This is a genomic window from Psychroserpens sp. NJDZ02, from assembly GCF_004843725.1.
Lineage (GTDB): Bacteria > Bacteroidota > Bacteroidia > Flavobacteriales > Flavobacteriaceae > Olleya.
Map to the genome: position 1 here is coordinate 2,929,782 of NZ_CP039451.1, position 11,785 is coordinate 2,941,566.

Annotated in this window: 11 protein-coding genes and 1 tRNA gene; 8 read left to right on the forward strand and 4 right to left on the reverse strand. The window is 32.5% G+C overall.

Features of this window, described 5'->3' with window-relative positions; genetic code table 11:
* The first annotated feature begins 20 nt into the window (after positions 1-20).
* The gene (ccsA, locus tag E9099_RS12925) at positions 21-3,233 is read left to right on the forward strand and encodes a cytochrome c biogenesis protein CcsA (protein ID WP_136583974.1); all 3,213 of its coding nucleotides are present in this window, start codon (positions 21-23) and stop codon (positions 3,231-3,233) included.
* Positions 3,234-3,500: 267 nt separating this feature from the next.
* Here ccsA and E9099_RS12930 read toward each other — a convergent pair whose 3' ends face one another.
* On the reverse strand, positions 3,501-4,340 hold the full coding sequence (locus E9099_RS12930) for a hypothetical protein (RefSeq protein WP_136583975.1): 840 nt from the start codon (positions 4,338-4,340) through the stop codon (positions 3,501-3,503).
* Between the two features lie 229 nt (positions 4,341-4,569).
* On the opposite strand from E9099_RS12930, the gene E9099_RS12935 reads away from it, so the two are divergent.
* From E9099_RS12935 to E9099_RS19235, 3 genes are all read left to right on the forward strand, one after another.
* On the forward strand, positions 4,570-4,758 hold the full coding sequence (locus E9099_RS12935; protein ID WP_136583976.1) for a hypothetical protein: 189 nt from the start codon (positions 4,570-4,572) through the stop codon (positions 4,756-4,758).
* A 156-nt stretch (positions 4,759-4,914) separates the two neighbouring features.
* Positions 4,915-5,361 carry a large conductance mechanosensitive channel protein MscL gene (mscL, locus tag E9099_RS12940; RefSeq protein ID WP_136583977.1) on the forward strand — a complete coding sequence of 149 codons (447 nt, stop codon included), beginning with the start codon at positions 4,915-4,917 and terminating at the stop codon, positions 5,359-5,361.
* A 4-nt stretch (positions 5,362-5,365) separates the two neighbouring features.
* Entirely contained in the window at positions 5,366-5,515 is a 150-nt protein-coding gene (locus E9099_RS19235; protein ID WP_168800750.1) for a hypothetical protein, read from the forward strand.
* Positions 5,516-5,544: 29 nt separating this feature from the next.
* Here E9099_RS19235 and E9099_RS12945 read toward each other — a convergent pair whose 3' ends face one another.
* The gene (locus E9099_RS12945) at positions 5,545-5,916 is read right to left on the reverse strand and encodes a hypothetical protein (RefSeq protein WP_136583978.1); all 372 of its coding nucleotides are present in this window, start codon (positions 5,914-5,916) and stop codon (positions 5,545-5,547) included.
* Positions 5,917-6,055: 139 nt separating this feature from the next.
* On the opposite strand from E9099_RS12945, the gene E9099_RS12950 reads away from it, so the two are divergent.
* From E9099_RS12950 to E9099_RS12965, 4 genes are all read left to right on the forward strand, one after another.
* Positions 6,056-7,207 (forward strand): trans-sulfuration enzyme family protein, encoded by a 1,152-nt coding sequence (locus E9099_RS12950; RefSeq protein WP_136583979.1) that lies wholly within the window; start codon positions 6,056-6,058, stop codon positions 7,205-7,207.
* Between the two features lie 35 nt (positions 7,208-7,242).
* A complete protein-coding gene (gene rlmF / locus E9099_RS12955) occupies positions 7,243-8,133 on the forward strand; it encodes a 23S rRNA (adenine(1618)-N(6))-methyltransferase RlmF (RefSeq protein WP_136583980.1) in 891 nt (296 codons plus the stop codon).
* A 7-nt stretch (positions 8,134-8,140) separates the two neighbouring features.
* A complete protein-coding gene (bshB1, locus tag E9099_RS12960; RefSeq protein WP_136583981.1) occupies positions 8,141-8,857 on the forward strand; it encodes a bacillithiol biosynthesis deacetylase BshB1 in 717 nt (238 codons plus the stop codon).
* A gap of 75 nt (positions 8,858-8,932) precedes the next feature.
* Positions 8,933-9,008, forward strand: a tRNA-His gene (locus E9099_RS12965).
* Positions 9,009-9,142: 134 nt separating this feature from the next.
* Here E9099_RS12965 and E9099_RS12970 read toward each other — a convergent pair.
* Both E9099_RS12970 and E9099_RS12975 read right to left on the reverse strand, forming a co-directional pair.
* Positions 9,143-9,721, reverse strand: coding sequence for a hypothetical protein (locus E9099_RS12970; RefSeq protein WP_136583982.1), 579 nt, complete (start codon positions 9,719-9,721; stop codon positions 9,143-9,145).
* 146 nt (positions 9,722-9,867) lie between these two features.
* On the reverse strand, positions 9,868-11,709 hold the full coding sequence (locus E9099_RS12975) for a PLP-dependent transferase (RefSeq protein WP_136583983.1): 1,842 nt from the start codon (positions 11,707-11,709) through the stop codon (positions 9,868-9,870).
* Positions 11,710-11,785: the final 76 nt, after the last annotated feature.

Below are 11,785 nucleotides of genomic sequence, written 5' to 3' on the forward strand. Positions count from 1 at the left end.
GCTAAAAAAGGCCTATTATTATGCAAAATAGAATCGCCAAAATCTTATTTTCTACACGATTAACATCTGTCTTATTTATTGTATTTGCAGTTGCCATGGCAACGGGTACTATCCTAGACAGAAACATGGATACATCTCCAACCCCTTATACCCGAAATTTAATCTATAACGCCTGGTGGTTTGAAGCGATCATGGTGTTGTTTATGGTTAATTTTATTGGTAATATTTTTAAATTTAGGTTATTACGTAAGGAAAAATGGGCAACATTAACGCTGCATTTAGCTTTTATACTAATTATTTTTGGTGCTGGTATTACGCGTTATTTTGGTTTTGAAGGTATGATTGCTATTAGAGAAGGAGAGACAGAAAGTGCCTTTTTATCGCAAAGAACATATATTACAGCTAATATAGATGGTGATTATGAGATAGAAGGAATACCACAACGTTTACCTTTTGATAAGGAAGTCGATTTTTCAGGAAGAATGAATAACAGTTTTGATTATACTGTTTATTATGATAACGCTCCTGTGCGATTTGAGTTAACCGATTTTTTTCTTGGAGCAGAAATGGATGTTGTTCCTGATGATGCGGGAGAAAATTATTTAAAAATAGTTGAAGCTCAAGGAGGTGGTCCACATAACCACTTTTTAAAACAAGGTAGTGTCGAAAATATTCATAGTCTATTAGTGGCTTTAGACAAACCAACGGAAGGGGCTATAAATATCACCACGACTCCGGAAGGTTTAATGGTGCATTCTCCATTTGAAGGGAGTTATTTGCAAATGGCTACGATGGCAGAAGGGGAGTTGATTAAAGATAGTTTACAACCTTTAATGATGCGTTCTAGATATATTATTGGAGACATGCAATTGGTATTTCCTAAACCTGTTGTTAAAGGAAAATTTGATGTTGTTAAAAAGGCTAGTTTCTTAAAGCAAGATGAAAATGCTGTTGTATTAAATGTGACTGCAAATGGAGAAACTAAAGAAGTTAAGCTTTTGGGAAGTCAATGGTCTAATAACCGTTTTACAGAAATTAATGTGGGTGGATTGGATATTGATTTAAAATATGGGTCTAAAGTATTGGAACTGCCTTTTGAGGTTAAATTAAACGATTTTATTGCTGAAAAATACCCTGGTACAGAGAATAATTATTCGTCTTACGAAAGTAAGGTAACCGTTATCGATAAAGAAACGGGGGATTTTGATTTTCATATCTATATGAATAATATATTGGATCATAAAGGATATCGCTTTTTTCAAGCCGATTATGACAAGGATTTAAAAGGAACTATTTTATCTGTAAATCATGATTTTTGGGGAACTTGGGTCACGTATGCGGGTTACTTTTTACTGTATTTTGGCATGATGGCTATTTTATTTGCAAATCATACTAGATTTAGAGATTTACAAAATGGATTAGAAAAAATTAAAAATAAAAAGGCAAAATTAAGTGCTATTCTATTATTATGTTTTAGTTTAAGTGGTTTCGCTCAAACGGAGCAGCACACGGAAGACGATGGTCACGGTCATCAGGAAACAGAAAATAAAATTCCATCTAAATTTCAAATAGATTCTATCCTAAAAGCTAATGTCGCACCTAAAGCACATGCGGATAAGTTTGGTCATATTGTAATTCAAGATTTAGATGGACGTATGATGCCTATTGATACGTATGCTTCTGAGTTGTTAAGAAAGTTAACTAAGCATGAGACTTATGAAGGTATGACGGCTAATCAAATCTTCTTGAGTATTCAAGAAAGTCCAATGTTATGGTATAATGTGCCTATTATTTATTTGAAGGCACATAAATCAGATTCTATTCGAAGTGTTATTGGTATTCCGAAGGATCAGAATTTTGCTAGATTATTAGATTTCTTTACAGAAGACTTTAAGTATAAGTTAGATCCGTATTTAGAGGAAGCGTCTGCGGTAAAATCGCAAACGGGAATTCAGAAAGAATTCATGGAGACTAACCAACGTATTAATTTGCTGAGTAATGCGATTGAAGGACGTTCACTTAAGATATTTCCTGTTCCGGAGGATGAGAACAATAAATGGATTTCTCCTTTTGAATATAAAAATGAAGGGTATAATCAAAAAATAACAGACACGACTTATGGTAGTTTTATTGGTTCTGGTTTTGATTGGTATTTGTATACTTTAAATGAAGCTAAAAAGACAAACGATTATACTAAATCTGAAAAGCTTTTAGAGGCTTTTAAAACCTCTCAAAGTAAAGTTGGAGCAACGGTTATGCTTAGTGAAAGTAAAATAAATGCAGAGATATTATATAATAAATATGATGTATTTAAGAAGCTGTTTAGTTGGTATATGTACGCTGGAACACTCTTGTTTGTGTTGCTTGTTTGGCAGATTTTTAAAACGAGTAATAAGTGGTTGAATAAAAGTGTTATTGTTTTTAAATTTATCATTTTAGGTTTATTTATCTTACATACAGCAGGATTAATTGCACGTTGGTATATTTCTGGGCATGCGCCTTGGAGTGATGCTTACGAGTCTATGATTTATGTCGCTTGGGCAACAATGTTTTTTGGTTTAGCCTTTGGTAGAAAAAGTGATTTGACTTTAGCATCTACTGCTTTTGTTACTGCAATGATATTAATGATTGCGCATTGGAATTGGATGGATCCAGCTATTGCCAATTTACAACCAGTATTAGATAGTTATTGGTTAATGATACATGTTGCTGTTATTGTAGCAAGTTATGGACCGTTTACTTTAGGGATGATATTAGGAGTGGTATCGTTAGTTTTAATGATACTAACAAACAAAGCGAACAAACCTAAAATGGATATTAATATTAAAGAATTAACAATTATAACAGAAATGTCTTTAACGGTTGGTTTGGTAATGTTAACTATTGGTAATTTCCTTGGTGGACAATGGGCCAACGAGAGTTGGGGACGTTATTGGGGTTGGGATCCAAAGGAAACTTGGGCGCTTATTAGTATCATGCTGTATGCCTTTGTAATACACATGCGCTTAGTGCCAGGTTTACGTGGGCGTTGGTTTTTTAATTTAATGGCAATTATTACATTTAGTACGATATTAATGACTTATTTTGGGGTTAACTTCTACCTTTCTGGATTGCATAGTTATGCTAGTGGAGATCAAATTGTAAGCTTTAAATTTATAGCTATTGCCTTAGGAATTGTGGCTGTTATTGGTTTCTTTTCGTATAGAAAATATGTTCAGTATTATAAGAAATAAATACTATAAGCGATTAGTATAATTAAAGATAAAAAGAACTCACTATTTACATAGTGAGTTCTTTTTTTTTCTTGCTTATACAGTGTGGGTTGTAGAATATTTATGAGCGTTGTGGTTCTATTTTTATATAGTCTACTTGTGTTACTTGTTTTGCTTGTAGACATTAAGTGGTTTATACTTTGTTACGTATTGTTATTGTGAATAGAATAAAAAAAAGCACACTATTAATAGTGTGCTTTTTTTTATTATGAAAATGATGTGTTTTGTTTATATAGACCCTAGCGCAACTTGTTTTACGATTGTTTCTGTATCGGTTTTAATATGTAGGATAAGATTTTTAACGGTCGTATTAATATAGATACTTGCTTTTTTGTTATTAATATTTTGTTTGGATTGTAAAGTTGAACCGTTATAGTTGTAAACTGTTATTTCCTTAATTTTAGCTTTGTTTTGAGAGCTTATTTTTAATTGATTTTCTCCGCTTATAAAACTGACTCTTAATTGTGGTTTAGGCGTTATTTTAGAAGGGTCAACAACGACGTCATTGTCTCCAGATATGTCAAGCGAATCCACTGTTTCGTTACTGTCTGTTGTTTCTGTTTGGCTAAAGGCGATGTAAAAACGATCAGTATAGTCTTGTGCGTCAATTGCTACCGTATATGGACTGTCGTTTATTTGTGTATATGTGTTTAATAGGGCGTCATAGATGTATACATTTATGTCAGTATCAAAATTTTGTAAGCTTGATAGTGCAATTGTTGCATCTCCACTAAATTCGTTATATAATCCAAATAGGTATTGTTTTGTGTCGTCAAATGCGCCAACACCTTGTATTACATATCTGTTGTCTTCTATTAACCAATTTAAATCATTGGCATATGGCTCGATAACACTAGCGTCGTAACCATAATCTAAACCGTCAGAGGCTACGTTGTTAGAGGTAAACCCTAAAGCAAGTTCTCGTATAGCTCCATTTGGTGCTGTGTAGTCTAGTCTTAATAACTGTACGCTATTTATATAAGGCGCATTGGCTTTTAATGTTGTCGTATTTGTTGCGAAAATTGTTTGGCAAAAGGTTAGCAGTAGAAGTAGGGTTGCGTTTTTCATAATTAAGGGTATTTATCAGTTAGTAGGTTAAATTCTTTGACCAATGTATGTATTATTTTGTAAAAAGCAAGCTTAAAAACATTTTTTATCGTTGAAATGCGTAATATTTTTATTATTTAAAATTATTACTCGTTAAAACGTAAATAAATCAGTTAAAGTGTAGAGTCGAATTACCTGTTTGTTGTTTATTAATATTTTGTTAACTTGGTAAAAACAATAATAAGTACGAATGAATTATATAAAAAAGATAGGATTAGGCAACATCATACTATTAGTATTGTGTCTTGCTATTATTTTGGTTGCCGAGTATTTGTTTCTTAACGGAGATCAATTACATGGTATTTTTATAGGTTTATGGGCGCCAACGCTTTTAGGGGTAATGATTTATATTAAATTAGTGAATAATGGAAGGAAATAGTATCGTATTTTGGTTTTCCGTTATTGTATTTTTATGTGTTTTTGCATGGGCTTTTTTTATGGTAAGAGCTTATAATAAAACAGGAAATGATTAAACTATATAATGCATTATGTATTTTTGCTGAATTAACTTCGGGTTTTCAAAATTAGTTTTCAAATGAAATTTTTTAAAGAGTTCAAAGAATTTGCTGTAAAAGGTAATATGATGGACATGGCTATTGGTATAATAATAGGAGCGTCCTTTAATAAAGTTATTGATGTATTAGTAAAAAAAGTATTCATGCCGCCATTATCATTAATGACAGATGGATTAAATTTTCATAATAAAAGGTACATATTAAGAGACGCTATAACTAATAATGAAGGCGCTATTATAACTCAGGAGGTTGCTGTGTATTATGGCGAATTATTTGAAGTTGTTTTAGATTTCTTAATTGTCGGGCTTACTGTGTTTATAGTGGTTAAAGCAATGAATCAGTTGCGAGATAAATCCCAGGATGTAAAAAATAAAACGGTAAAGACACCAAAAGATATAGAGCTTTTATCTAAGTTGACAGATTTAATGGAAGAGCAAAACACACTTTTAAAAGCTATAAAAAAATAGAATTATGCCAAAACCTAAAGGTCAAAAAAACACTAAAAATAAAGCCAAACACACTAAGTTAATGGCTAAAAAGATTAATAAAAAGAAAAAGGAGGAGCTGTCTAGAAAAGAGCGTTTAAAAGCTATAGTAAAGCAAAGTAAATTAGAGAAATAACAAACAGTAATTGGTCTTTATTATTTTAATTATATTTTTAAAATTACTTTGTCAAGATGTAGTTCGTCTAATATTTTATTGGTAAAACTATAATGTCCTTTTGTTGTTATTATTCTAAAGCGTTGTGCTTTCATTCGTGTTACCACATCTAATAGACGCCATTTTGTTTTTAAAAGTTTTGGTTTGTCACTTTTAAGACTCAATTCAAAAAAATATTTTTTAGTTCGCTTGTAAGCCGTAATATCGGGTGTAATTACTGCGTTGTTTTCTTTCTTTACAAAAGATTTTGGCTGTTTATAGCCTTCTAAATCAGCTTTGATATTATCATATCCTAAAAACTCTAAATGTTTAATTGATTGTTTTAAAAGGGCTTCATGTTGTGTTTTGTCTTGTGCTATCATAGTTCTTAAACTACAAAAAAGGGAAGACAATTTAAGTTAAAGGCTAGTTAAATCATTGTGACTCATTTAATAATAGTCCGCTTACAATTAAATAAAGCGGTAATAAATTAGTAAATTACAGGCATCAAAGTATATTAAAATGAAATTAGACAAACAAGGTTTAAATACCATCTGCGCGCATCTAGGAGAAGTTCCTGACGATCAGTTTAAAGGCGCCGTATCTCCAATATATCTATCATCTTCTTATGAGTTTATGGATGTTGATGTAAAACGTTATCCCCGATATTTTAATACACCAAATCAAGAATATCTAGTCAAAAAGATAGCCGGTTTAGAACAAACGGAAACCGCAATGATTTTTGGTTCTGGTATGGCGGCGATAAGTCATATGTTTCTAGCCTTTTTGGAAGCAGGAGACCATATTATAGTCCAAAATACATTATATGGAGGTACAACTAATTTTATTAGGGAAGAATTTCCTAAACTGAATATCGAGTTTACATTTACTAATGGGTATAAGGTTGAAGATTTTGAAGCTGCTATTAAACCTAATACAAAATTAATTCATATTGAAACACCTTCAAATCCGTTATTAACTATTACGGATATCAAGGCAATTGCCAAATTAGGTAAACAAAAAAATATAGTCACTAGTATTGACAATACCTTTGCAAGTCCTGTTAATCAAAACCCTGCTCAGTTTGGTATCGATTTAATCATGCACTCTGCCACTAAATATTTTGGAGGACATAGTGATATTTGTGCAGGCGCAGTAGCTGGGAGTAAGATACATATGGATAAAATCTGGAATGTCTCTAAAAATTATGGTGGAAGTTTAAGTGATTTTACGGTTTGGATGCTAGAACGTAGCATGAAAACAATGGGCTTACGTGTCAAAGCGCAAACTAAAAATGCCAATAAAATGGCTAAATGGTTGGACAAGCAGACATTTGTTAAACAAGTCTATTATCCAGGTTTAAAAAGTCATCCAGAGCATAAATTAGCTAAAGCACAGATGAAAGGCTTTGGAGCGATGTTGTCTTTTGAATTAATAGACCATATCGATTCTAATCAATTTATGAAGCAATTAAATTTAATAAAAGCTTCCATGAGTTTGGCAGGAGTAGAGAGTACGATGCTATCACCAACACAGACCTCACATGCATTATTAACAGCGGAACAGCGCGCAGATATTGGTATTGCTGATGGTTTAATCCGTTTTTCTGTTGGGATAGAAGAAGCTAAAGATTTAAAAGCAGATATTACGCAAGCCATTAATACTATTAAATAACATTACTAAACTTAACTATTCTCAACCCTATAATTGTGCACAAAAAAAACAAACATACCGAAGATTACAATTTTGATCAGCTTACAGTAGCGTATGCTAACTTAGAGCCATTCGTGTTTACTAACGCGAATAATAAAAAAACAATTGATTTTGCAAACCCTAAAGCGGTAAAAGCTTTGAATGCAGCGTTGTTAAAGTCACATTATGATGTTGATTTTTGGGAGTTTCCGGATCATTTTTTGTGTCCTCCAATTCCAGGACGTGTAGATTATATTTTACATATTAAAGATTTACTGGACCGTTCTAAACTAACAGAAAATATTACAGTATTAGATGTTGGTGTTGGAGCAAATTGTATTTATCCATTATTGGGGAATGCAGAGTACGACTGGAGTTTTATTGGTGTAGATAGTAATGATGATGCGCTTAAATCTGCTCAGAATATTATCGATAAAAATAACTTACAAGATAAAATTAAGCTTAAAAAGCAACAAGATGATGCACATATTTTAAATGGTGTATTAAGTGAAACAGATAAAGTTTCAGTTACCATGTGTAATCCTCCATTTTTTAAAAATGAGGCGGATGCTGTAAAAGCAACAACAAGTAAACTTAAAGGCTTAGGTAAGCCTACAGATGAAATGGTGCGTAATTTTTCAGGACAAGCACACGAGTTATGGTATAAAGGCGGAGAGAAAGCTTTTTTGCATAACTATTTATATGAAAGCTCTTTGTTAAAAACACAAAGTTTCTGGTACACTAGTTTAGTATCGAATAAGGATAATATTAAAACGATAAACCAATCGCTTAAAAAACTAGGAGCGACAGCGGTGTTAACTATCGCTATGAATATTGGTAACAAAAAAAGTAGAGTGGTTGCTTGGACGTTTTTAACTGAGGAACAAAAAGAAAATTGGAATAAATAATAATAAGATGAAAGTAGATATACTAGCATTTGGTGCACATCCAGACGATATAGAACTTGGAGCAGGAGGTACGATCGCTAAAGAAATTGCAAAAGGAAAAACGGTAGCAATCGTTGATTTAACTAAAGGAGAACTAGGAACGCGTGGTACGGCATTAACTAGGAAGGCAGAAGCTGAAGACGCTAAAAATATATTAGGTGTTGCTTACAGAGAAAATTTAGGGTTTAAAGACGGTTTTTTTGTAAATGATAAAGTACATCAATTAGAAGTTATAAAAATGATACGGAAGTATCAACCAGAAATTGTGTTATGCAATGCTATTGATGATAGGCATATTGACCACGGAAAAGGAAGTAAGCTAGTTAGTGATGCTTGTTTTTTAAGTGGTTTAATAAAAATTGAAACAAACATTGGTAATGAGCCTCAAAAACAATGGAGACCAAAACAAGTGTATCATTATATACAATGGAAAACTATCGAGCCAGACTTTGTCGTAGATATTTCTGGTTATCTAGATATTAAAATGAAAAGTGTACTCGCTTATAAAACTCAGTTTTTTGATCCGAGTAGTAAAGAGCCAGAAACACCAATATCTAGCAAAAACTTTACAGATAGTGTTAAATACAGAGCCAGAGACCTAGGTCGCTTGGTAAATGTTGATTATGCAGAAGGCTATACAGTAGAGCGTTACGCTGCGGTGGATAGTTTATTTGATTTATTGTAAAATTTTTTCAAAAAAAGTTTGGAATAACTACTAAATAAATTACCTTTGCACACGCATTACTAAATGCGCACAAATGGTGGTTGTAGCTCAGCTGGTTAGAGCGTCGGTTTGTGGTACCGAAAGTCGCCGGTTCGAACCCGGTCTTCCACCCAGAAGCAAGAAGCTTCTCTTGAAAAAGAGGAGCTTTTTTTGTGCCTAATATTTCGTGATTTTCATTAAGTGTAGTTTTAATATGGAGCGACTAGAAATGTGAAGACTAGCGGTACAATTAGCAACAGTACTGATTTATCGTAATATTTGAGTGACATATACTATTCCAAAAATCCAACCTAAATATAAGGCGGTATAACTAATGGAATACAGCAGAGCTAAAGTAAGGTCTCCTTTTGTGGTTTTTACTTTGGAAAACACCAGTTTTAAAGCTCTAAAAAACACCCAGTACAACATGGCTAGAATTATAAATAAGGATAGCCAGATTAACGCTTCAAGAAGAAGTAAAAGTAGGGCAAAGGCAATAGTGATTGCGATCCAAAGTAAAATAGACACTAGTACTCCTGCAATACCATCTCCTACAGCTAAATCAGGTAAATCACCAGAAAATCCTATATCAGAAATATAACGCCCTTTTTTAAAAGGCTTAAATGAAGGGAAATTATCTTTTAAACCAATTCCTTTGTATAACCCATAGGTCATAAATAAAAATAGAGTAGTACCTATTATAGCTAATGATAGATATAAATTACTAGTTACGGTTCGGTTATAATTAATTCCGGTTAAGTATACTGTTAAACTAGTGACAGTAATAACAACTAGCGAGACGTAAAATACGGATTTTCCTTTTAAATAGTTTTTTTTGATTTTCACTTAAATAGTTTGATAAGTTGCAATGCAATAATTAGAAAATAGCATAAAAAAAAGACTAATTATATGCCTTTTAAAGATACATATAATTAGTCTTAATAATTGTAGTTGATTACTTAAAATCAAATAGCTACTATTTAAATAGCGTCCTAAATACTTTCAATAAATTGTAAAAATACTTTTTTATGAAGTTCAAGATCTAGGTTAGGAGATAAAGAAGCACGTACAATATAATCTTTGTCTCCTTCTTTAGTCGTTCCCTGAGTAGAGGTTGCAGGAATAGTCCAGTAACACCCTTTTAATTGTCCGTAACTAACACAAAACTTGCTTTCGTTAGGGATTTCAGTAATCATCAGATTAATCAACTTTAAATTTAACGCACGTTTGTAGGTTTCTTTTTCTTCATCGTTATTTCCTTTTGTAGGAAGGTCTAAAGAAAACACAGAAGGTGTAAATCCTTGTGCGGCTAAGTCTTCTGATACAAAATTAATTTTTGCTCCTGGTAAAACCTCATGAATGTAATTTACAAACTCACGTGTGTTTTTATACGCATCCACAATTCTTTGTGTCATTGACGGAAGTTGCTTAGCTAATATTTCATATTGAAAATCGGTAGCTTCGTTATCACAGATAGCTAAATGCATTTCTATTTTATCCATCAATGCTTCTGTAGTCGTATTTCCTACACAATAACCAGCAGTACATTGTCCGCCACTAGGGAATTTAGAACCACTGGCAAAAGAGATTGTTCTAACGGTAGATAACATATCACCTTCACCTAAAAAGTGAACGTTAGGACAAAAGGTTTGATCCAAAATAAAAACAGGATCAATTGCAGTCTCTCCATTTGGTGTTTGACGTGTTTTGCTTAAAGCCTCTTTAAGTTTAACAAGGTCCGGTACTTCTACTCTAGGATTTGTTGGTATCTCAGCAATGATATAAGGTACAGCGTCTTGTTCTGCAATTGTATTTAAAACGGTATCGATACTTTGTACCATATCATTATCACCGTCTACTAGTAGATCTACGATATCCACATTGTCAATACAAGCTGCTACACGTCTGGCTTGATCATTTGTACCACCATAACAATTTGGAGGCACAATAATTTTAATAGCTTTTCCTTTATGGTTTTCTTTTGCGTCATGTATTAACCCCATTAAAATGGCATACTGTATTGATAAACCACTAGAGGCTACTAATGGTTTTGTAGTGGTGTTTGTAACAGTTTTAATAGCGTTTAATACACTTGTTTTGTTTGCTTCGTCTATAGTTTTGTTTTCAATAGAAGATTGCGCAATTAAAGCCTTTAATGCAATGATAGCATTTGCAGGTGTCATGGCAACCGTTTCTCTTCTTCTTACATGTTGTATGTCTGAAACGTAACTTTCATTTTTGGCACCATTAACCACTAAAATACTTCCTAAATGTTGGTGAAGGCTGATAAAAAAGTCAATATTTGGATTTAAATCAATAGTCCCAATTTTGTCTTCTTGAGAAATAAAGATAGTGCTACCTTCAAACTCAGTTATGTCTGCAGAAGATTCAATCTGTTTTAAGTCGAAATTGTAACCATAAATAGTTTCTATAACTTCTGCATCAAAACATTCTGGTAGTTTACCCGTGTATAAAATCTGAGTGTTTTTGTGGTCTAATAGGTTTTTTCTTAAAACAGATAATACAGGCACTGTCTTAGAATCAAAACTGATCACGTTTTCTGATTTTAGATTATGTAAGTGTGCAATGCCCCATTCTAACACACAAGATAACGGATGCCCTAATCTTATATAGTCATAAGCAGTAGGTAATGCGTTTAGAGCTTCTGGTTTTGAATTGTTACTTTCATATAAAGCTTCAAACTGATTTAAAAACTCCGTTTTCGCTAATTTTTCATTATAAATATCAAGCCTGTGTGTTGTAATATTCAACCAACCCGTTGGCATATTTTGTAATACGTCTTTTATATAAGGTAACATAGTATGGTCTTTCATAAATTTACTTTTAAATAGGTAGCAAAGATACGTTAAATAGATGTTTTTTTAAGAATACTAGACGTTTTGTAACATA